21 protein-coding genes are annotated in these 20,331 nt (G+C 66.8%); 12 read left to right on the top strand and 9 right to left on the bottom strand.

What is annotated here, in order from left to right:
• Positions 1-104 precede the first annotated feature (104 nt).
• A complete protein-coding gene (locus AB0876_RS04860) occupies positions 105-1,466 on the top strand; it encodes a dicarboxylate/amino acid:cation symporter (RefSeq protein WP_526041373.1) in 1,362 nt (453 codons plus the stop codon).
• Positions 1,467-1,595: 129 nt separating this feature from the next.
• Positions 1,596-1,910: a hypothetical protein gene (locus AB0876_RS04865; RefSeq protein ID WP_526041374.1), complete on the top strand. Its 315-nt coding sequence runs from the start codon at positions 1,596-1,598 to the stop codon at positions 1,908-1,910.
• Positions 1,911-1,913: 3 nt separating this feature from the next.
• Here the strand turns inward: AB0876_RS04865 and AB0876_RS04870 are convergent, their stop codons facing one another.
• A complete protein-coding gene (locus tag AB0876_RS04870; protein WP_088305606.1) occupies positions 1,914-2,225 on the bottom strand; it encodes a hypothetical protein in 312 nt (103 codons plus the stop codon).
• 108 nt (positions 2,226-2,333) lie between these two features.
• Between AB0876_RS04870 and AB0876_RS04875 the strand changes: the two genes are divergently transcribed.
• On the top strand, positions 2,334-3,956 hold the full coding sequence (locus tag AB0876_RS04875) for a long-chain fatty acid--CoA ligase (RefSeq protein WP_491839716.1): 1,623 nt from the start codon (positions 2,334-2,336) through the stop codon (positions 3,954-3,956).
• A 209-nt stretch (positions 3,957-4,165) separates the two neighbouring features.
• Here AB0876_RS04875 and AB0876_RS04880 read toward each other — a convergent pair whose 3' ends face one another.
• Positions 4,166-4,996: an alpha/beta fold hydrolase gene (locus tag AB0876_RS04880; protein WP_526041375.1), complete on the bottom strand. Its 831-nt coding sequence runs from the start codon at positions 4,994-4,996 to the stop codon at positions 4,166-4,168.
• Positions 4,997-5,058: 62 nt separating this feature from the next.
• On the opposite strand from AB0876_RS04880, the gene AB0876_RS04885 reads away from it, so the two are divergent.
• Positions 5,059-5,664 (top strand): TetR/AcrR family transcriptional regulator, encoded by a 606-nt coding sequence (locus AB0876_RS04885; RefSeq protein ID WP_526041376.1) that lies wholly within the window; start codon positions 5,059-5,061, stop codon positions 5,662-5,664.
• 190 nt (positions 5,665-5,854) lie between these two features.
• Here AB0876_RS04885 and AB0876_RS04890 read toward each other — a convergent pair whose 3' ends face one another.
• Together AB0876_RS04890 and AB0876_RS04895 are read right to left on the bottom strand one after the other, a co-directional pair.
• A complete protein-coding gene (locus AB0876_RS04890; protein WP_418010023.1) occupies positions 5,855-7,045 on the bottom strand; it encodes a lipid-transfer protein in 1,191 nt (396 codons plus the stop codon).
• 15 nt (positions 7,046-7,060) lie between these two features.
• Positions 7,061-7,444 (bottom strand): hypothetical protein, encoded by a 384-nt coding sequence (locus AB0876_RS04895; RefSeq protein WP_491839379.1) that lies wholly within the window; start codon positions 7,442-7,444, stop codon positions 7,061-7,063.
• 75 nt (positions 7,445-7,519) lie between these two features.
• On the opposite strand from AB0876_RS04895, the gene AB0876_RS04900 reads away from it, so the two are divergent.
• Together AB0876_RS04900 and AB0876_RS04905 are read left to right on the top strand one after the other, a co-directional pair.
• The gene (locus AB0876_RS04900) at positions 7,520-7,657 is read left to right on the top strand and encodes a hypothetical protein (protein ID WP_088305604.1); all 138 of its coding nucleotides are present in this window, start codon (positions 7,520-7,522) and stop codon (positions 7,655-7,657) included.
• Between the two features lie 30 nt (positions 7,658-7,687).
• A complete protein-coding gene (locus AB0876_RS04905) occupies positions 7,688-8,740 on the top strand; it encodes an NAD(P)H-dependent amine dehydrogenase family protein (protein WP_491839380.1) in 1,053 nt (350 codons plus the stop codon).
• Positions 8,741-8,743: 3 nt separating this feature from the next.
• Here AB0876_RS04905 and AB0876_RS04910 read toward each other — a convergent pair whose 3' ends face one another.
• A complete protein-coding gene (locus AB0876_RS04910; RefSeq protein ID WP_491839381.1) occupies positions 8,744-9,799 on the bottom strand; it encodes a zinc-binding dehydrogenase in 1,056 nt (351 codons plus the stop codon).
• Positions 9,800-9,864: 65 nt separating this feature from the next.
• Here AB0876_RS04910 and AB0876_RS04915 point away from each other — a divergent pair, with 65 nt between their 5' ends.
• Entirely contained in the window at positions 9,865-10,719 is an 855-nt protein-coding gene (locus AB0876_RS04915) for a class II glutamine amidotransferase (RefSeq protein ID WP_491839382.1), read from the top strand.
• Positions 10,720-10,754: 35 nt separating this feature from the next.
• Positions 10,755-11,612, top strand: coding sequence for a patatin-like phospholipase family protein (locus tag AB0876_RS04920; protein WP_491839383.1), 858 nt, complete (start codon positions 10,755-10,757; stop codon positions 11,610-11,612).
• A gap of 1 nt (position 11,613) precedes the next feature.
• Here the strand turns inward: AB0876_RS04920 and AB0876_RS04925 are convergent, their stop codons facing one another.
• On the bottom strand, positions 11,614-12,567 hold the full coding sequence (locus AB0876_RS04925; RefSeq protein ID WP_491839384.1) for a patatin-like phospholipase family protein: 954 nt from the start codon (positions 12,565-12,567) through the stop codon (positions 11,614-11,616).
• A gap of 305 nt (positions 12,568-12,872) precedes the next feature.
• Here AB0876_RS04925 and AB0876_RS04930 point away from each other — a divergent pair, with 305 nt between their 5' ends.
• Complete coding sequence (locus AB0876_RS04930) at positions 12,873-14,162, top strand: Glu/Leu/Phe/Val family dehydrogenase (RefSeq protein WP_526041377.1); 1,290 nt, start codon at positions 12,873-12,875, stop codon at positions 14,160-14,162.
• Positions 14,163-14,168: 6 nt separating this feature from the next.
• Here the strand turns inward: AB0876_RS04930 and AB0876_RS04935 are convergent, their stop codons facing one another.
• Together AB0876_RS04935 and AB0876_RS04940 are read right to left on the bottom strand one after the other, a co-directional pair.
• Positions 14,169-15,521, bottom strand: a complete 1,353-nt coding sequence (locus tag AB0876_RS04935) for a sulfatase-like hydrolase/transferase (protein ID WP_526041378.1) — start codon at positions 15,519-15,521, stop codon at positions 14,169-14,171.
• A 9-nt stretch (positions 15,522-15,530) separates the two neighbouring features.
• Positions 15,531-17,120, bottom strand: a complete 1,590-nt coding sequence (locus tag AB0876_RS04940) for a SulP family inorganic anion transporter (protein WP_526041379.1) — start codon at positions 17,118-17,120, stop codon at positions 15,531-15,533.
• A gap of 30 nt (positions 17,121-17,150) precedes the next feature.
• Between AB0876_RS04940 and AB0876_RS04945 the strand changes: the two genes are divergently transcribed.
• The gene (locus tag AB0876_RS04945) at positions 17,151-18,857 is read left to right on the top strand and encodes a SulP family inorganic anion transporter (RefSeq protein WP_526041380.1); all 1,707 of its coding nucleotides are present in this window, start codon (positions 17,151-17,153) and stop codon (positions 18,855-18,857) included.
• A gap of 6 nt (positions 18,858-18,863) precedes the next feature.
• Here the strand turns inward: AB0876_RS04945 and lpqV are convergent, their stop codons facing one another.
• Positions 18,864-19,322 carry a lipoprotein LpqV gene (gene lpqV, locus AB0876_RS04950; RefSeq protein ID WP_491839390.1) on the bottom strand — a complete coding sequence of 153 codons (459 nt, stop codon included), beginning with the start codon at positions 19,320-19,322 and terminating at the stop codon, positions 18,864-18,866.
• A gap of 118 nt (positions 19,323-19,440) precedes the next feature.
• Here lpqV and AB0876_RS04955 point away from each other — a divergent pair, with 118 nt between their 5' ends.
• Together AB0876_RS04955 and AB0876_RS04960 are read left to right on the top strand one after the other, a co-directional pair.
• Positions 19,441-19,956 (top strand): cysteine dioxygenase, encoded by a 516-nt coding sequence (locus tag AB0876_RS04955; protein ID WP_055116783.1) that lies wholly within the window; start codon positions 19,441-19,443, stop codon positions 19,954-19,956.
• Between the two features lie 5 nt (positions 19,957-19,961).
• Positions 19,962-20,330: a rhodanese-like domain-containing protein gene (locus AB0876_RS04960; protein ID WP_491839391.1), complete on the top strand. Its 369-nt coding sequence runs from the start codon at positions 19,962-19,964 to the stop codon at positions 20,328-20,330.
• Position 20,331 lies beyond the last annotated feature (1 nt).

Here is a 20,331-nt window from a genome sequence, read left to right on the forward strand (position 1 = left end):
GCCGGATCGCTGCGTGAACGTAATGAACTAAAACGTGACGTGGCTCACCCTATGGTCGAAGGTGCTTGTTACAGCGCATTCGAAGTCAACTGGAGGTGGCACCGATGACCGTGTCCGTAGACCCGCAATCAGAGCCGGCGTCCCCGCAGCGTCGCGACCGCACCCACTGGCTCTACATTGCGGTGATCGCGGCCGTCGTCGTCGGCGTGGTGGTCGGTCTCGTCGCACCCGAGGTCGGTAAGAGCGTCGGTGTTCTCGGCACCATGTTCGTCAGCCTGATCAAGATGATGATCGGCCCCATCATCTTCTGCACGATCGTGTTGGGCATCGGCTCGGTGCGCAAGGCCGCCACCGTCGGGAAGGTCGGAGGTCTGGCCTTCGGCTACTTCCTGGTGATGTCCACGATCGCGTTGACCATCGGGCTGGTGGTCGGCAACCTGATCCACCCGGGCAGCGGCATGCACCTGTCGGAGAGCTCGGCAGGCAAGGGCGCCGAGCTCGCGGAGAAAGCGCACGAGGCCGGTGGGTTGATGGACTTCGTCCAGGGCATCATCCCCGAGACGCTGTTCTCCTCACTGACGGCCGGAAGCGTGCTGCAGGCCCTGTTCGTGGCGCTGCTGGTCGGATTCGCGCTGCAGGGCATGGGCAGCGCCGGCGAGCCGATCCTGCGCGGCATCGAGCACCTGCAGAAGCTCGTGTTCAAGGTGCTGATCATGATCCTGTGGCTCGCGCCGATCGGTGCCTTCGGCGCGATCGCCAACGTCGTCGGGCAGACCGGCTGGACCGCCGTCACCCAGCTGCTGACCCTGATGCTGGGCTTCTACGTGACCTGCGTGCTGTTCGTCTTCGGCGTGCTCGGTGTATTACTGCGTGCCGTGTCGGGCGTGTCCATCTTCAAGCTGGTGCGATACCTCGCCCGCGAATACCTGCTGATCTTCTCGACGTCGTCGTCGGAGTCGGCGCTGCCGCGGCTCATCGCCAAGATGGAACACCTGGGCGTCGACCGCAGCACCGTCGGTGTCGTTGTGCCGACCGGATATTCGTTCAACCTCGACGGCACCGCGATCTACCTGACCATGGCGGCGCTGTTCATCGCCGACGCACTGAGCGCCCCGATGTCCGTCGGGCAGCAGATCGGCCTGCTGGTGTTCATGATCGTCGCGTCGAAGGGAGCCGCCGGGGTGACCGGCGCCGGATTGGCCACGCTGGCCGGCGGCCTGCAGGCCCATCGCCCCGATCTGCTCGACGGGGTCGGACTGATCGTCGGCATCGACCGGTTCATGTCCGAAGCCCGCGCCGTGACCAACTTCTCCGGCAATGCCGTGGCCACCCTGCTCGTCGGCTCGTGGACGCACACCGTGGACAAGACCAAGGTCGACGCGGTGCTGCGCGGGGACGACCCGTTCGACGAGCTCACCATGGTCGACGACCACTCCACAGCCGTCGCCGAACCCGCGCGCGTCTAGGCCCACGACAAAAGGCCCGGCCGGGACATCCGGCCGGGCCTTTCGCGTTGAACCGGTGCCGAGCCTGGCCCGTAACAACGGGCAGGACATCACCGAAAAGGTGTATGCGAGAAGAAAGAAGACACGACCATGCGAGCATCAATCATCATGCTCGCCGCGTCGGGGGCGGCAGTAAGTACGATTCTGGCGCCGGCAGTGCCGGCACATGCCGATTCCGCGGTCGAGACCATCGGACTGCTGGAAGCCGAAGGCTTCTACGTCAACATCGACCGGCTGGGTAGCGCCCCACTCGATCAGTGCACCGTCACGAGCATCCGCAACCCGCAGACCCAGACCAGGCTGATCCGGGTCGAACGGTTCGGCAAGAACGGCGCGAAGGATTTCGACCTTGTACCCCTGGTGGTGCGCCGAACCATCACGGTGTCACTGGACTGTTCCAGGTGAGCGTCAGCGCTGGCAGTTGAGCGACACCGACACGGTCCGGCTGGTGACCGACGGCACGAGGATCCGATCACCGCCCAGTCCCGGCCCGACGTAGGGCACCAACTGGCTGACCTGCTGTGGGTTGCGCACGCTGGTGACCGTGCACTGGTCCAGTGGCGCGGTCCCGATCTTGTCGATGGTGACGGTGTAGCCCTCCGACTGCAGGCGGTTGATCGTCTCCTGGGCCGTCTCCTCGGCCGAGGCCACCGCGGACGACGCGCCCGTCACGCCCAACACAGCCAGCCCGACTGCCGCCAGCAGCGACTTCGTGCGCATCGGACCCGTCCTTCCGTCGTTGTCCGTCCATCTTCCCCTAAGTACATCGTTCGGGAAATTCGAATCGTTCCCGCCGGCACCGATGAAAGACCGCATACCATCGCGCCCGTGAAGAGCACGATGCAGAACTGGCCGTTGACGATCACCGCGATCCTGCGGCACGCCTGCGGGGTCAACGGCGACCGGACCGTGACCACCGCATGCGGCGAGGGCCGCTATCGCACGATCAACTACCGCGAGCTGGGCGGACAGGCGGCCCAACTGGCGCATGCCCTGCGTGGGCTCGGGATCGACGGGGACCAGCGCGTCGGCACCTTCATGTGGAACAACACCGAGCACCTTGCCGCCTACCTCGCCGTGCCCGCGATGGGCGCTGTCCTGCACACCCTGAACATCCGGTTGTCGGCCGAGCAGATCGCCTACATCGCCAACGAGGCGGCCGATCAGGTCGTCATCGCCGACGCCTCCGTGGTGCCCCTGCTCGCCCCCGTGCTGCCACTACTGGAGACCGTGCACACCGTGGTCGTGGTGGGTGAGGGCGACGTGGAGGCGTTGAAGGGCGTGACGGTCGTGCGCTGGGACGATCTGCTGGCCGGGCAGCCAGAAGAATTCGACTGGCCGGAGATCGACGAAAACTCCGCGGCGGCAATGTGTTACACGAGCGGCACGACCGGAAATCCGAAAGGCGTGGTGTACAGCCACCGGTCGAGCTACCTGCATGCGCTGAACACCTGCACCGCCAATGCGCTCGACGTCAGCTGCGGTGACACCGTGCTGCCCATCGTCCCGATGTTCCACGCCAACGCGTGGGGCCTGCCGTATGCGGCGCTGATGGCCGGCGCCAACGTGGTGATGCCCGACAGGTTCATGGACGGTGCCTCGCTGATCAACCTGATCGAAACGCAGCGCCCGACGCTGGCCGGGGCCGTGCCCACCATCTGGAACGACGTCATGCACTGTCTGGAAAAGAATCCCGGACATGACATTTCGTCGCTGCGGCTGGTCGCCTGCGGTGGTTCGGCCGTGCCGCTCTCCCTGATGAAGACCTTCCAGGAGACCTACGGCGTGCACATCCAGCAGGCGTGGGGGATGACCGAGACCTCGCCACTGGCCACGGTGGCCAAGCCGCTGCCCGGGGTGTCCGAGGAGCGGCAGTGGGAGATGCGGGTCAGCCAGGGCAGGCCGATGTGCGGTGTGGAGGTGCGCGTCGTCGACGACGAGGGTGCCGCGCTGCCCAGCGACGGTTCCGCAGTCGGCGAACTGGAGGTACGCGGCCCGTGGATCACCGGGGCCTACTACCTGGGCCGTGACGCCGAGAAGTTCGACACCGGCTGGCTGCGCACCGGAGACGTCGGCGTGATCGATCCGCAGGGCTACGTGACGCTGACCGACCGCGCCAAGGACGTCATCAAGTCCGGCGGCGAGTGGATCTCCTCGGTGGAGTTGGAGAACCATCTCATCGCCCACCCCGCGGTGCTCGAGGCGGCCGTGGTCGGGGTGCCCGACGAGCGCTGGCAGGAACGCCCGCTGGCCGTCGTGGTCTTGAACGAGGGCGCTTCAGCGGAAGCGGCTGAACTGCGGGAGTTCCTGGCGGACAAGGTGGTTCGCTGGTGGCTGCCCGAGCGGTGGACGTTCATCGAGCAGGTGCCACGCACCAGCGTCGGCAAGTACGACAAGAAGACGATCCGGGCCCGGCACGCCGACGGAGCGTACGAGGTGGTCACGCTCTAGTTCGCCGTTGGTCCGCCGTCCCCGCCATCGTCACGGCCCGCCGTTGTCCGTCCACGCCATCGTCACGCTGGAGTGGCTCTCGCGCCCGAGCGTCACGCTGGAGTGACCACACGCGCTGGGCCGCGTTCGCTTTGTCGCACCAGAGCAGCTATCGACGTCGACTGCCACTCCAGCGTGACAACGGGTGGCAGGCGGCGGGGCAGGACCCGCTAGGCCCGCACGGCGATGGTCGACAGCAGGTCGGCGAGCCGGTCCGGTCGGTCGACCATCGAGAACGTGCGGGCGCCGTCGATGACCTCGAGGCGGGCCCCCGGGATGATCTTGGCGAGGCGTTCACCGTCGCCGAGTTCGAAGAACACGTCGTCGGCCGACCATGCGATGAGCGTCGGCTTGTCGAATTCGGGCAGCCGTGCGGCCACCTCGATGGTGACCTCGGTGCGCAACGAGCGGGTGAACTGCCGGAGGTCCTCGGCGATCGCCGGATTCGACAGCGCGGTACGCACCCACTCGTGGGTGAGCGCGTCGATGTTCGAGTGCGCCAGCCCGGCGTATGCCCGCTTGCGCACGGCCGGGATCCGCACGGCCTGGGTGCCGACCCTGAACAGTGCCTTGGATTTCGCCGCCGCGATGAGTGGTTTGAGGATCGGCGGCGGAAAGTGTTCGAACGCATCGCAACTCGTCAGCACGAGGGCGCCGATCCGCTCCGGATGATGCACGGCGACCAGTTGGGTGACCACGCCGCCGGTGTCATTGCCGACCAGCACGACGTCGTCTAGATCCAGTGCGGCCAGGGTGTCGGCTACGATGTTCGCCACGCCGCGGATGCTCCGGTCGGCGCCCGGCCGCAGCGGTTCGGGATGCGCGCCGAGCGGCCAGGTCGGGACGATACAGCGGAGGCCCTGCGAGGCGAGGCGTGCGCTCACCTGCCGCCACAACTGACCGCCCATCATGTACCCGTGTACGAAGACGACCGGCCTACCGTCCTTGGGGCCGAATTCCTCGTAATGGATGGTTCCGGCGTTAATCTCAATGGTCGACATGGATGACTCCCAGCTCGATACACATTTACAAACAGCGTGTCCGTAACTTACCAACAGGGTGTATGGAAAACAAGAGACGTACCCAGGAAGAGCGCTCCGCGGCGACCCGCGAGGCGCTGATCGCTGCCGCCAGGAGACTGTGGGGCGAACGTGGGTATGCCGAGGTGGGCACGCCGGAGATCGCCACTGCCGCCGGGGTTACCCGTGGCGCGATGTACCACCAATTCGCCGACAAGGCAGCGCTTTTCCTCGCGGTGGTGGAGGTGGTGGAGCAGGATGTGATGGGCCGGCTGGCAGCCGAGGTGGCCGCATCGGGTGCGACGACGCCGGCCGATGCGATCCGGGCCGCAGTCGACGGCTGGCTGGAGGTATCCGGTGATCCTGAGGTGCGGCAGTTGGTCTTGCTCGACGCCCCGAGTGTGCTCGGTTGGGCGGGCTTCCGCGACGTCGCCCAGCGCTACAGCCTCGGGATGACCGAGCAGCTCCTCGCCGAGGCGATCAAGGCGGGCCAGCTTGCGAAACAGCCGGTGCGGGCGCTGGCTCATGTGCTGATCGGTGCGCTCGACGAGGCGGCCATGGCCATCGCCACCGCTGAGGATCCGAAGAAGGCCCGCCGCGAGATCAGGCAGGTGTTACGCCGCCTGGTCGATGCGATGTTGTCGGGCTAGTTTTCCCCGCGCTGCCGGCTTTGTCACGCCAGAGTGGCTGTCGGCTTCGGGAGCCACTCTGGCGTGACAGAGGGGAGTCGGGCCGCTCTGAATTGTCACGCTAGCGTGACGCTCGAGCTCGAGAGCCACTCCAGCGTGACAAACCGCGACCGGCGCGGAGACCCGGCGCGGGGAAGCGCCCGGGGAAGGGTTAGCGCTCGGCGCGCTGGTAGGCCGTCACGACGGCCGCGCCGCCGAGGCCGATGTTGTGCTGCAGGGCGGCGGTGACGCCGTCGACCTGACGCTTGTCCGCAGTGCCGCGCAACTGCCAGGTCAGCTCGGAGCACTGGGCCAGGCCGGTCGCGCCCAGTGGGTGGCCCTTGGAGATCAGCCCGCCGGACGGGTTGACCACCCAGCGACCGCCGTAGGTGGTGTCGTTGTTGTCGATCAGCCGCGGGGCCTCGCCCTCACCGCACAGGCCCAGGGCTTCGTACAGGAGCAGCTCGTTGGCGGAGAAGCAGTCGTGCAGCTCGATGACCTGGAAGTCCTCGGGTCCGAGGCCGGACTGTGCGTAGACCTGTTGGGCCGCTTGAACGTTCATGTCGTAGCCGATGATGTTGGCGGCGCTGCCATCGAACGTCGAGGCGAAGTCGGTGGTCATCGCCTGCCCGACGATCTCGACGGCCTGCGAGGCCAGTCCGTGCTTGTCGACGAACGCCTCACTGGCCACGATCGCCGCACCCGACCCGTCAGAGGTGGGGGAGCACTGAAGCTTGGTCAGCGGATCGGAGATCATCTTGGCGCCCAGGATGTCGTCGAGGGTGTATTCGTCCTGGAACTGTGCATACGGGTTGTTCACCGAATGCTTGTGGTTCTTGTAGCCGATCTTCGCGAAATGCTCGGCCGTGGTGCCGTACTTTTTCATGTGCTCGCGGCCGGCCGCGCCGAACATCCACGGTGCGACGGGGAAGGCGAACTCGTCGATCTCGGCCAGCGCCTTGACGTGCTTGCCCAGCGGAGACTCGCGGTCCTGTGCACCCGCCTGAAGTGAACCGGGCTGCATCTTCTCGAAGCCCAGCGCCATGGTGCAATCGGCCAGGCCACCGCGAATCGCCTGTGCGGCAAGGTAAAGCGCGGTCGAGCCAGTGGAACAGTTGTTGTTGACGTTGACGATCGGGATGCCGGTCATGCCGAGCTCGTAGAGCGCGCGCTGGCCCGAGGTGGAGTCACCCGAGCAGTACCCGACGTAGCCCTGCTGCACCTGGTCGTAGGAGATGCCGGCATCCTCGAGCGCCTTCGTGCCCGACTCGCGCGCCATGTCGGGGTAATCCCAACCTTCACGCCGGCCGGGCTTCTCGAACTTCGTCATCCCCACACCGACGACAAACACTTTGTTAGCCATGCAACGGAACATACTTCATGGCGAAACGCGGTCAACCGTCTTCAACTGGAGTTGCCGCAGCCGCACCACCAGCGCCGCGCCGGCCAGCACAGAGAACAACCCGAGCTGCCACCAGTTCGCCGGGTTGCCGCCGTCGCGGTCCAGGAAATGATTGACCGCGTGCAGGGTGTTGGCCACCAGGAAACCCGTCAGCACCACGGCGATCACATCGCGCCACCACAGCGCGAACAGCATCGTCACCGCGATCCCGATCTGGAAGACGCCGGCATCGTGCAGGAAGTGGACGTGGTTGGGCCAGTTCGCCCACTGGGCGAACGACGCCGGGTCGATGCGCATCCACACCCCGGTCACCAGCATGCTCAACGCCGCGAGGACCACGACGACCTGAATGAATTTCATCTGCATATCCATCAGACGGCACAGCCCGCCGGGATGTGACAGTCACGTTTGGCCGGGCTGTCTCGTCCACGGAACATGACCTACCTCGCGGACCATTCCCTGCTGCTGACCGTGCCGGCATTTCTCCCCGCGGTCCTGGTGGTGCTCGTCGTCTCGTACGTCGCGCGGCGGGAACGTACTTCCGCTGACGACGAGGGTGGTGTAGACCAGTAGAACGTGTTCTAGTTTCGCCGAGGAGGGGTCTTGACGCTCAAAGTCGTGCAGTGGGCAACCGGTGGCGTCGGCGTGGCCGCCATCAAGGGCGTGCTGGAACACCCTGACCTGAAGTTGGTCGGTTGTTGGGTGCACTCGGACGCCAAGAACGGCAAGGACGTCGGCGAGCTCATCGGCACCGATCCGATCGGGGTCACCGCGACCAACAGCGCCGAAGAGATCCTGGCACTCGACGCGGACGCGGTGATCTACTCGCCGCTGATCCCCAACCCCGACGAGGTCGCCGCGCTGCTGCGTTCGGGCAAGAACGTGATCACCCCGGTCGGCTGGCTGTACCCGAGCGAGAAGCAGGCCGCACCGATGCGGGCCGCGGCACTGGAAGGCAATGCCACGCTGCACGGCACCGGCATCGCGCCCGGCGGGATCAGCGAGAAGTTCCCGCTGGTGTTCTCCGCGATGGCGACCGGAGTGAACTTCGTTCGCGCCGAAGAGTTCTCCGACCTGCGCACCTATGACGCGCCCGACGTGGTGCGCCATGTCATGGGATTCGGCGGTACCCCCGACACTGCTCTGAGCGGGCCGATGCAGAAGATGCTCGACGGCGGCTTCATCCAGGCCGTCAAGATGGTCGTCGACCACATCGGGTTCAAGATCGATCCACGGATCCGCGCCACGCAGGAGATCGCCGTGGCCACCGCACCCATCGACTCGCCGATCGGCGTGATCGAACCCGGCCAGGTGGCCGGCCGCAAGTTCCACTGGGAGGCCCTCGTCGACGGCGAACCCGTCGTGCGGGTCACCGTGAACTGGCTGATGGGGGAGGAAAACCTCGACCCCGCATGGAATTTCGGTCCGGCCGGACAGCGCTACGAGATGGAGGTCCGCGGCAACCCGGACTTCACGGTCATCATCAAGGGGTTCCAGTCCGAGGCCGGTGAGGAGGGCCCCGAGTCCGGGGTCGTCGCGACTGCCGCGCACTGCGTCAACTCGGTGCCTGCGGTGTGTGCCGCCAAACCTGGTTTGGTGACCTACCCGGATCTGCCGCTGATCAGCGGGAAGGCCGCGCCCACGCTCGCCGGCTGAAGCTCAGGGCCGCACCAGGATCCGGATCGGATTGCCCTCCTGGCGCTCCAGCTTGTCGATGCCGAGGGCAATATCCTCCAGCGACACGATCTCGCTGATCGAGCGGGATAGGTCGAGGCGGCCGAGTGACACCAGCGTCGCCAACGTGGAGATGTCGACGTTCTGATAGCCCAGGTGGCCGAGCACCTGTTTCTGGGTCAGGCCGAACAACGACGTCGGACCGATTGTCGGCTCCTGGGCACTCATCCCGACCGCGACCAGTCGACCGCCGACGGTCAGTTGGCTCAGCGCCTGCTCGAACGTCGACTTGAGTCCCACGGCGTCGAACGCCACGTCCAGACCCCGGCCGCCGGTGACGTCGGCGATCTTCTCGCCCAGCCGCTCGTCGGCGGCGTCGAACGCGTAATCGGCGCCGAGTTCCAGCGCGCGCTCCAGCACCTCGGGCTTGATGTCGATGGCCACCACCGGCACCGCGCCCACCAACCGCGCCAGCTGCGCGATGTGCGTACCGACACCACCCAGTCCCCACACCCCGACTGACTCGCCGATCCCGACCTTGCCGGTGCGCACCACCGCGCCATACGGCGTCGACACCGCGTCGGCGAGGATCGCGGCCTGCTCCAGCGGCACGTTGTCCGGAACCCGCGTCAGCCCGACCGCCTGCGCCAGCGTGTATTCGGCCCACGCCCCGTCATAAGCGAAGGCCATCAACCGGATTCGCATGCAATTGGCGATATCGCCGCGCCCGCAGTTCGGACATTCCATGCAGGGCCGGCCCGCCGCCACGATGACGCGGTCGCCCTCGGCCCAACCGGTCACGCCGGGGCCGAGGCGGGCGATGGTGCCCGACGCCTCGTGGCCCTGCGTCACCACCGGGGCCTGCGCGGGGAAGGTGCCGTTGATCAGGCTCAGGTCGGAATGGCAGATCCCGCAGAACGCCACCTTGACCAGAACCTCGCCCGGCCCCGGTTCCGGGATCGGAACATCCTCCACCACAACTCTTTTGGTGTCGGCGTAGAAGCGCTCGGCCCGCATGGTCGGCCCAAGATCGGATGTCATGGCGTCCCCTTCTTCTGCCCGGCTACTATCGGAAATCATGGCACTTCATCGGGTGGGCTGAGGGCATGTGCCGATTGTTCGGTCTGCACGCCGGGCGCCGGCTCGTGCCGGCCACCTTCTGGCTGCTGGACGCGCCAGACAACCTTGCCGAGCAGAGCAGGCGCAACCCCGACGGGACCGGCCTGGGCGTATTCGGGGCCGACGGCATCGCAACCCTGCACAAGGAGCCCGTCGCGGCCTGGCGGGATTCCGAATTCACCACGGAGGCACACGATGTCACCGCTACGACGTTCATCGCGCACGTCCGTTACGCATCGACCGGGGCGCTCGACGTGGCCAATACCCATCCCTTTCTCCAGGATGGCCGGATCTTCGCGCACAACGGCGTCGTCGAGGGCTTGCCGGCCCTCGACGAGCGGTTGAAAGAACTCGGTGCCGCAGACCTGGTCAAGGGCCAGACCGACTCCGAACGCGTCTTCGCGCTCATCACCGCGGCCGTCCGGGCGAATGACGGTGACGTCGGCGCGGGCGTCGTCGAGGCCATCGGGTGGCTGGCCGACAACGTGCCGATCTACGCCGTCAATCTCCTGCTCAGCACGGCCACCGACATGTGGGCCCTGCGCTACCCGGACACCCACGACCTGTACGTGCTCGACCGCAGACACCCGGACAAAAGGCGCCTGCGCCTGCGCAGCCGGCGGATCCGCGCCGAATCCGAGCAACTGACCTCCCAGCCGTCAGTGGTGTTCGCCAGCGAACCGATGGACGGCGAGGACTGGCAGCTCATCACCCCCGGTGAGCTGGTGCACGTCGACGCGGACCTCAAGATCAACCGTCAGCAGGCATTTCCGGGCCCGCCGCGCCACCTGCTGCACCGCGACGACCTGTCCGCGAAGGCGGCCGCGTCGCAGCACGCGTAGCTGCCCCTCGAGGAGCCCTGGCACACTCGACTGTCGTGACTTCCAAACGCGCACTGGTCCTCGCCGGTGGCGGTATCGCAGGCATCGCCTGGGAAACCGGCATCCTGCAGGGCATCGCCGACGAATCCCCCGAAACAGCCGATGCGCTGCTGGCCGCCGACGTGCTGGTCGGAACGTCGGCGGGTTCGACGGTGTCCGCGCAGATCGGCAGCGGGCTGCCTCTGGAGGCGCTTTTCGAGCGCCAGGTCGGCGCCGAATCGGCCGAACTCGATCCCGGCGTGAGCATCGAGACAGTCACCGACCTGTTCGTCAAGGCGGTGTTGACCCCCAACACCACCAAGGCGCAGAAGCTGCAGCAGATCGGCGCCGTGGCACTGAGCGCCGCGACGGTGGATCCGGCGGTGCGGCGCAAGGTCATCGAAGCGCGTCTGCCGTCGCATGACTGGCCCTCTCGGGTGCTGCGGATCTCGGCCGTCGACATCGACACCGGCGAACTGGTGACGCTGGACCGGGACTCGGGTGTGTCGCTGGTCGACGCGGTGGAGGCCAGTTGCGCGGTGCCCGCGGTGTGGCCGATCGTGTCGATCGCCGGCCGCCGGTTCATGGACGGCGGCATCGGCAGTGCGGTCAACATGGTGCTGGCCGCCGACTGCGACACCGTGGTGGCCCTGGTGCCGCAGGGCCGCTCGACACCTTCGCCCTTCGGGACCGGCGCCGCGCAGGAGATTGACGGCTTCGACGGCCGGTCGCTCGGCATCTTCGCCGACGACGAGTCCCTGGTCGCCTTCGGGGAGAACCCGCTGGACCCCGCCTGTCGGGTGCCCTCGGCGCAGGCTGGACGGACACAGGGACGGCGGGTGGCGGCTGAGGTCGCGAAGTTCCTGAAAGGCTGACTCAGACGTCGAGCGCGCGGGCGGCCAGCTGCCGGCCGATGTCGATGACCTCGGCGGCGCGGTGGAAGTCGAGGCTACGACAGACCGTGCGTGGCACCTCGATCAGCAGATCGGGCGGATAGGCCGCGAGCGTGTGGCGTGCCAGCGCGGCCTGCGCGATATCGATGGTGCGGTTCATCACCTCGAAGCTGCCCAGCCGGGGAACCTCGGGCACATCGGGTTCCTCGGGCTCGTCCGGCTCGGTACCGGCTTCCGCCTGTTCCCCTTCCGGTTCAGCCGATGCGCTCGAGCGACTCGGCACCACGGTGTCCATCAATGCCGTGGTGCTTCGCAGCATCCTGTTGAGCCATTCAGTGGTGGACCGGGACTTGGAGCCGGAATCTGGCTCAGGGTCGGGCTCCGCGCCCGCGGACTCGCTGCCGGCGAGGCTGACCGCGATGGTGAGATCGGCGTTGACAGCGGCGATCGGTGCCATCGGTAGCGGGTCGAGGATGCCGCCGTCACCGAGCAGACGACCGTCGAGAACGTGCGGGGCGATCACCCCCGGGATGGCGATCGATGCCCGGATCGCCTCGTCGACCGGGCCTCTCTGCAGCCAAACCGATTTGCCGGCGATCAGATCGGTCGCGACCGATGTATAGGGGATGGGTAGGTCTTCGATGGTCACCTCGCCGAGGATGTCGCGCACGGCGTCGAGGATCTTTCCGGCGCGCAGGATGCCGGCCGCGCTGATCGACGGGTCGAGCAGCCGCAACACCGCTCGCTGTGTCAGAGTCCGTGCCCAGTCGGCGAAATCGTCGAGCTTGCCGGCCGCGTGCAGCCCGCCCACCAGCGCACCCATCGATGACCCGGACACCCCGACGACCTCGTAACCGCGGTCGGACAGTTCGTTGATCACTCCGATGTGCGCATAGCCACGAGCTCCGCCACTACCGAGGGCCAGAGCAACACGCATACCTCCATTCTGAAGCACCTGAGAGGCATGGTCACCAACCCGACCCGGATCGGCGGCCCCGCTACCAAGAGTCTTAGAACATGGTTTGAGACGAGTTCTGGATGCGGCGTGCGCAGGCGATGCCAATTAACATCGATACGAGGACATTTCGGCCCGGCCGCCTGTGCCGTCCGTGTGGTAGGCGGCGATCTACGGCTGCCATGGTTGCACAGTCAGGCATTCAAAAATGTGCAGATCGGCACTGCTGGGCCAGCCCCCGGATGCCTACCGTTCTGGCATCAGGTCAACCGACAACAGGAGAAGGCGTGACGACGATCGAACACACCGCGGCCGACCCCGCCCAGCTGGCCACCCCCGGAAATCCGTTTGACGACGCGCGTGCTCAGTTACACGACGCTGTCACGATCCTCGGCTACGACACCGGGACGTACGAGCTGCTGGCCAACCCGCGGCGTGAGCTCACCGTGGCCGTACCGCTGCATCGGGACTCCGGTGAGATGGAGCTCCTCATCGGACATCGGGTGCAACACAACGTCTCTCGCGGACCGGCGAAAGGCGGATTGCGCTATTCCCCCGATGTGACACTCGACGAAGTCCGGGCCCTGGCGATGTGGATGACGTGGAAGTGTGCGCTGCTCGATGTGCCCTACGGCGGCGCGAAAGGCGGTATCCGCATCGATCCGCGTCAGTACAGCCGCTCGGAACTGGAGCGGGTCACCCGTCGCTACACCAGTGAGATCAGTCCGCTGATCGGGCCGGATCATGACATCCCCGCGCCCGATGTCGGCACCGACGAGCAGACCATGGCCTGGATGATGGACACCTATTCCGTCCAGAAGGGGCACACCGTGCTCGGTGTCAGCACCGGAAAGCCGGTGAGCCTCGGCGGTTCTCTGGGCCGCGCCACGGCGACGTCGCGCGGGGTCGTTCATGTCGCGCTGGCTGCGCTGCGGTCCCGAGGCATCCGCGTCGACGACGCCACCGCCGCGGTACAGGGCTTCGGGAAGGTCGGCCGGCACGCAGCGCGTTTCCTGGCGGATGCGGGGATGCGCGTGGTCGCCGTATCCGACCAGTACGGCGCCGTCAGAGCGGATTCCGGCCTCGACATCGGGACCTTGGCGAGTCATGTCGACGCCACCGGTTCGGTGATCGGCTTTGCGGATGCGGATGCGACCAGCAACGAGGATCTGCTCGGCGCCGACGTCGACCTGCTGGTTCCGGCGGCGATCGAAGGGGTGATCCACGCGGGTAACGCAGCGCAGATCAAGGCCTCCATCGTGGTCGAAGGCGCCAACGGCCCGACGACACCCGAGGCCGACCGCCTACTCAATGAGGCTGGAACACTGGTGGTTCCGGATATCCTGGCCAACGCCGGCGGCGTCATCGTGTCGTATTTTGAGTGGGTGCAAGCCAATCAGGCCTATTGGTGGGGTGCCGACGAAGTCGAGGCCCGGCTGGCCGAACGCATGCTGACCGCTTGGGAGCACGTCAGCGCCCATGCCGAGAAACTGCGCCTACCGCTGCGAGCGGCTGCGACCTGCCTGGCCGTCGAACGCGTTGCCGAGGCCGGACAACTCCGCGGCCTCTACCCGTAGCGGCAATCACGGTGCAGTTGGCACGTAGTCGAGAGCCGCGCCCGCGGGCACCGGCGGCTCGATACGGGTCGACTCGAGATACCGCTCGACAATGTCGTTCAGGTGGTAGGCAGCCCAGGTATGTAGGTGGGGCAGCGGGATCGGCTCGCGCTCATGTGGGTCGGTCAACAGATTCGTCAACCGTGGGGTTGCGAGCGGCGTGGGGGGATCGAATATGTGAGTCTGTGCCACGAGGCTCAGTTTGAAGTTCCGCCACTTCGCGCCGTACAGCGTCGGTCCCATCCAGTACGGGAAACCATCGCGGTTGGAGTGCGGTTGCTGTCCGGTGAGCCAATCGATTTGGTCGACGCCGTCGACGATCCGGTCCGTCGGCTCCGAGGTGCCGGCGGCCCTCACAATGGTGGTGAACCAGTCGCAGACATGCATGATGTCGTCGCTCGCTGTGCCTGCAGGGATCTGACCAGGCCAGCGTGCGATGCACGGGGTGCGTAGGTTCCCTTCTCCGCCTGCGAAATACGATCCTCGCCAGTAGCCTGGGCTCCCTCGCCACAGCAGAGCATCCTCGGGACCATTGTCACCGGCGAAGACCACCAGGGTGTTGTCGTCGACGCCGAGTTCACCGAGTAGATCCAGCAGGCGGCCGAAATCGGAATCGAGCTCGACCAGGGCGTCCGCCCACTCACCGTGACCGGACACACCCTCGAACTCCTTCCGGGGAATCACCGGCAGGTGCATCAACGAGTGATTGAAGTACACAAAGAACGGTTGCCCGTCGTCGACGTCATGACGGATGAACGCTTCGGCACGGTCCAGGTATGTAAGGTCGCAGTCTCGGCGCACATCAAGAGTCAACTGTTCGCCCTCCGTGACGTCGGCGTCACCCGCGGTGATCTCGAGCATCCGACTGACCATGTCCCGCTCGGGGTCGTAGAGCGGGTCGGTCGGCCAGAGCGCCTCGTCATAGGTGCGAGGCGGCCCGACCCATTCCTGAAACCCCTTGTCCGTGGGCCAACGTCCCGGACCTTCGCCGACGTGCCATTTGCCGTAGGCGGCGCAGGCGTAGCCGGCATCGCTCAACACGTCACCGAGCGTGCGTTCCCAGGCGACCAACCCCCAGCCGCCCGCTTTTCCCAGCGGCACGGAATGGGTTCCGGACCGTATCGCGTGGCGACCGGTGAGTAACGCCGACCGCGTCGGCGTGCACTGAGACTCGGGGGCGTAGTTCGTCAAACGGAAGCCCTGTTGGGCGAACGCGTCTATGCGTGGCGTCGTGGCACCGCGGAACGGTCCGCCGCTGAAACAGCTCAGCTCACCGAAACCGAGGTTGTCGACGTGGAAGAACACAACATTTGGCGGCATCGAACTCTCCTATCCGGCGTCGTCGACGGTGTCGTGGTAGCGGCCCTGCGCTTCGACGTCCTGCCACCATGGCCAGCGCTTCGCCATCTGGTGCAGGTCATCGCGCAAGCCCACGTAGCGGACCTCCACGCCGACGAGTTCGGTTTCCAGGTCCCGTAATCCGTCCAAGATCGTGGATGTCAGCCACGGCAACCGGGACAGATCGAGCACGATGACATCCGGCCGCGGATCGCACGCGTCGACCTCTGCGACAACCTCATCGATGTTGGCCCGCAAATTGGCTGTGTACAGGCCGAGCTCGAACCGAAGAGTCAGAGGCTCCCCGGAGATCTGTACCACGTGCGCTCGATTGGCCTCCCGCAGTACGAAATACAGGGTGAGCAACACGCCGACGGCGACGGCAGGCAGGAGTCCGACGGTCAGGCCGAACACTCCGACGATCGCGGCCAGGCTGAACTCCAGCTTGTCGAACCGGTATAACCGCTGCAGGGCGCCGATATCGATGAGACCCAGCACGGCGACCAGCACCATCGCTCCGAGCGTGGCCTGCGGCAGCTCCGAGAGCACCGGTGCCAGGAATACTGCGACCAGCACGGCCAGCCCGGCCGTCACCAGGCCACAGACCTGTGACCTGGCGCCGGTGCGTAGGTTCATCCCGGTCTGGGAGAACCCACCGGCCGGCGGCAGCGTGTGGAAGAACGAACTCACCAGGGCAGCAATACCGTTGGCGGACAGTTCGCGGTCGGCATCGATCTGTGGTTCGTCAGGGCGGCGGACACCGCGGGCAACCGCGACGGTTTCCAGGAAGGCCATCATGGCGATGGCCAGCGCGCCGGGGATCAGGTGCCCGATGTGGTCGAGCGCGGGCAGCGCCGGCATCGGGATACCGTGCGGTACCTCGGGGATCAATGCCACGCCCATCGACGGCAGGCCGCCGAACGCGGCCAGCGCGATTCCGAGGGCCACCACGATCAGTGGACCGGGTACCAGCGGCGCGAACTTCCCGATCAACAGCAGCACGGTGATGGTGACGACGGCCAGCAGCACTGTGGGCAGGTTCGCCTGCCCGATCTGGCGCAGCGCCGACCACAGGATGTGGAAGAAGCCGGTGGCGTGCGGATTATCTTCCACACCAATGAGTTTGGGTATCTGGGCGGCGGCAACCGTCAGGCCGACGCCGGCCTTGAGTCCCAGTAGCGTCGCCTCGTTGACGTTCTCGATGATCGCGCCGAGTCGCAACACCCGCGCGGCCAGCAGGAACACGCCGACCAACAGTGTCAGCGTGATCAAATGCGACGGCGCGTCCGGCGAACCGGCCGCGATCCCCGCGCCGATCATGGTCGACGCGCTCAGCGTGGCGATGGTCGACGTGGTGGTGACGCTCGTGGTCCGCGACCCGCCGATGAACGCGTACACCACCAACGGCAACATGCACGTGTACAGGCCGAACTGCACCGGCATGTGGGCCACGGTGGCGTAGGCCATGGCCTGCGGAATGATCACGGCTCCGGCGGCCAGTCCGGCCACCACGTCGGCGCGCAGCCATTCGCGCTGATACGGAAGGATTCCCGGCACGCGCACATCCGCAGTATCGCCCACGGTGGACTCATTCGTGGGAGGGTTGAACCCGTGGGTGCGCCAACCTTCGCTCGGAAACTGGGCCGTCCCAAGCCCCGTGACGTCATCGCGGGCCTGGTAACAGGTCTGTTCTCCATTCCGGAAGGCATGGCCTACGCCAGCATCGGCGGTTTCAACCCCGTCACCGGCATCTACGCGGGTGTCATGCCCGGCATCGTCGGGTCACTGTTCGCCCGCACGGTGCTGATGGTGACGACGTTGACCAGCGCGATCGCCCTGACGTCGCGCAGCGTCCTCAAAGAGGCCGGGCTCGACCCAGCAGACCCGGCAAATGTCGCTGCACTGGCCCTCGTGGTCGGCGTCGTGATGCTGCTATTCGGTCTCCTGCGATTCGGCTCGATCATGAACTTCGTCTCCAACGCCGTGATGACGGGCTTCTCCACCGGAATTGCCCTTCAGATCATCGCCGGCGTCCTCGGCGACTCGACGGGGTACAAGCCGCAGAGCGGCAACACCATCGGCAAGTTCATCGACTCGCTCGCGCACATCGGCCTATGGCACCCGGCGGCGCTTGGCGTAGCGCTGGGCACCGTGGCGGTGTGGGCAGTGTTCCACTTCATCAAGCCGCTCGAATCCTTCGCGACGTTGCTCGCGCTCGTGGTGGTCACCGCGGTGGTGGCCGTCGCGCACATCGACGTCGAAACCGTCGGCGACATCGCGTCGATCGCGAATGCGCTTCCGCCCGTGACCGTTCCGAACTTCGCCGCCATGCCAGAACTGATCGTCGGCGGCGTGGCAGTGGCGCTCGTCGCGCTGGCCCAGGCCGCCGGAATCTCGGCGGCAGTGCCCAACCCGGACGGCAGCCGCACCAACATGAACGGGGACTTCCTGGCCCAGGGCGCGGCGAACGTGGCGGGCGGCATGTTCGGCGCGCTGCCTGCCGGCGGCTCACTCTCGCGCACCGGGGTGGCGACGTCGGCGGGCGCCCAGACCCGGTGGGCCGGCATCTTCGCCGGGTTGTGGCTTGCGGTGCTGGTGCTGGTCGCCGGTTCGGCCGCCGAGATCATCCCGATGCCGGTGATCGGCGGGCTGATCCTGGTGATCGGCGCCGAACTGGTGGTCGGCCGGCTGCCCGACATCAAGCTGGTGCTGCGGGTCGCGCCACTGTCCGCGGTGGCGATGCTGGTGACATTCGCGGCCACCACACAGCTGCCACTGCACACCGCGATCCTGATCGGCGTGATCACCTCGCTGGTGCTCTACTGCGCCAAAGCCGCCGAGAGCGCGCAGCTGATGGCGCTGACCCCGGACCCGGACGGTGGCTGGCAGCAGGCACCGGTCCCCGAGCAGTGCGCGAGCAACGACGTCACCGTGCTGCACTACGCCGGGGTCGGGCTCTTCGCCGAGGTGGCCCGCATCGACGAAACCTGGCCGCGCGCCGAGGGCACCACCAATGCCGTCGTGGTGCTCAGCCTGCGATCGCTGCCCGATGTGCCGTCGTCGGTGACGATCAAGGCACTGCGTCGGTGGGCAGGCCAGCTGACCGCCAACAACGGCAGGCTGATCATCGCCGGCGTCAACCCAGGGACCGCGGAGGTATTGCTGCGCGGTGGGCTGGACGACCTCCTTGGCACCGACGGCGTCGTTCCGGCATCCGACCGGATCTTCGGGGCGCTCGACATCGCCGTCGAGCGCGGCCGGGCCTGGGTGGCTGCCCAGGGTGGTCCGGGGGATTTACCGCAGCGTGATTCGAACTGACGGCGCTTAGCTGCAGAGCTCGTCGGCCGCTGCCTGCGCCGCGACGATCACCGCGGCCTGACGGCCCGGCTCCAGCTCGGGCCACGCCACGTTGTAGGTGCCGGGACCAGGTGCGGCTCCCGGAGCCTGCAGGCTTGCCAGGTAGGGCTCGATCTGTGCCTTGAGGTCCCCGCCCTTGCCCTCCATCCAGATCTTGGCGGCGTGACAGGCCTGGAAATACTCCTCTTCGGTGGACTGGGCGTCGGCGCCGACCGCCGTCGTGACCCCGCCCGGGGACGTCGCGATCTCGCCGGGCTTGACCTTCGGGGCCGCTGCCTCGGTGGTTGCGGTGGCTTGCGACGACGGTGCCGCCGACTCCCCGGACTTGTCCTTGTCGGCCTCTGTCGAGCATCCGATGAGCAGGCTCAGACCGGCGGCTGCGACGGTTCCGGCGGTCAAGCGGGTGGTCCACGTGTAACGGCGCATCCCGCCAATCTATGCAACACTGGCGGCCATGACGGAAGGGACCGGATTCCAGGAGTGTTGTCGGGCTCGCTAGCGCGCCCGTCTGCCCTGTTCCGCCGTCATTCTTGGAGTTTCTCTGATGCTGTCCACGCTCGCGCCCGTTCCTGCCGTCTCGGCGCCCACCCGCCTGCGATTGCCCGACCTGCTGCACACCACCGACCGCGCCGCCGACGATGTGCTGTCCGGCCGCTACGACCGGCTGCTGCGCGGGCTGCCGAAGGACGACCGCTGGTACACCCGCTTGTCCGGTGACGACGAAGTCGAAGTCTGGCTGATCAGCTGGGTGCCCGACAAGTCGACCGAAATGCACGACCACGGTGGCTCACTGGGGGCATTGACCGTGGTGTCCGGTGCGCTGCGCGAAACCCGCTGGGACGGTGAGCTGCTCCGGAAACGACGTCTCACGGCCGGCGATCAGGCGGCGTTCCCGCTGGGTTGGGTGCATGACGTGGTGCATGCGCCTGCGGCGATCTCCGGACCGACGCTGAGCGTGCACGCCTACTCGCCGCCGCTCACAGCGATGTCCTACTACGAGGTGACGCCGCAAAACACGTTGCGCCGCAACCGTACCGAGCTCACCGACGCCCCGGAGTGACTGCCATGAGCCGCATCGACACCGTGCTGGAGCAGGCCCGTACCCGCCTGCACCGGCTGCCCGCCGCCGACCTTCCCGAGGCGCTCGACGCCGGTGCCATCCTGGTCGACATCCGTCCGGCCGCCCAGCGTGCCGCCGAGGGTTCGGTACCCGGGGCGCTGATCATCGAACGCAACGTGCTCGAGTGGCGCTGCGACCCGACCAGTGACGCGCGGATCCCGGAGGCCGTCGACGACGACGTCTACTGGGTGATCCTGTGCTCGGAGGGCTACACGTCAAGCCTGGCCGCGGCCGCGCTCGTCGACCTCGGACTGCATCGTTCGACCGACCTCATCGGCGGCTATCACGCATTGGTCGCCGCCGGCCAGGTGTAAA

Origin of the sequence: Mycobacterium sp. NPDC049093 (assembly GCF_040704635.1) — a bacterium.
Lineage (GTDB): Bacteria > Actinomycetota > Actinomycetes > Mycobacteriales > Mycobacteriaceae > Mycobacterium.

Coding starts and splice junctions, on each gene's coding strand:
- AB0876_RS04860 (WP_526041373.1), top strand. CDS start 105: ATGACCGTGTCCGTAGACCCGCAATCAGAGCCGGCGTCCCCGCAGCGT.
- AB0876_RS04865 (WP_526041374.1), top strand. CDS start 1,596: ATGCGAGCATCAATCATCATGCTCGCCGCGTCGGGGGCGGCAGTAAGT.
- AB0876_RS04870 (WP_088305606.1), bottom strand. CDS start 2,225: ATGCGCACGAAGTCGCTGCTGGCGGCAGTCGGGCTGGCTGTGTTGGGC.
- AB0876_RS04880 (WP_526041375.1), bottom strand. CDS start 4,996: ATGTCGACCATTGAGATTAACGCCGGAACCATCCATTACGAGGAATTC.
- AB0876_RS04885 (WP_526041376.1), top strand. CDS start 5,059: ATGGAAAACAAGAGACGTACCCAGGAAGAGCGCTCCGCGGCGACCCGC.
- AB0876_RS04890 (WP_418010023.1), bottom strand. CDS start 7,045: ATGGCTAACAAAGTGTTTGTCGTCGGTGTGGGGATGACGAAGTTCGAG.
- AB0876_RS04895 (WP_491839379.1), bottom strand. CDS start 7,444: ATGAAATTCATTCAGGTCGTCGTGGTCCTCGCGGCGTTGAGCATGCTG.
- AB0876_RS04900 (WP_088305604.1), top strand. CDS start 7,520: ATGACCTACCTCGCGGACCATTCCCTGCTGCTGACCGTGCCGGCATTT.
- AB0876_RS04910 (WP_491839381.1), bottom strand. CDS start 9,799: ATGACATCCGATCTTGGGCCGACCATGCGGGCCGAGCGCTTCTACGCC.
- AB0876_RS04915 (WP_491839382.1), top strand. CDS start 9,865: ATGTGCCGATTGTTCGGTCTGCACGCCGGGCGCCGGCTCGTGCCGGCC.
- AB0876_RS04925 (WP_491839384.1), bottom strand. CDS start 12,567: ATGCGTGTTGCTCTGGCCCTCGGTAGTGGCGGAGCTCGTGGCTATGCG.
- AB0876_RS04935 (WP_526041378.1), bottom strand. CDS start 15,521: ATGCCGCCAAATGTTGTGTTCTTCCACGTCGACAACCTCGGTTTCGGT.
- lpqV (WP_491839390.1), bottom strand. CDS start 19,322: ATGCGCCGTTACACGTGGACCACCCGCTTGACCGCCGGAACCGTCGCA.
- AB0876_RS04955 (WP_055116783.1), top strand. CDS start 19,441: ATGCTGTCCACGCTCGCGCCCGTTCCTGCCGTCTCGGCGCCCACCCGC.
- AB0876_RS04960 (WP_491839391.1), top strand. CDS start 19,962: ATGAGCCGCATCGACACCGTGCTGGAGCAGGCCCGTACCCGCCTGCAC.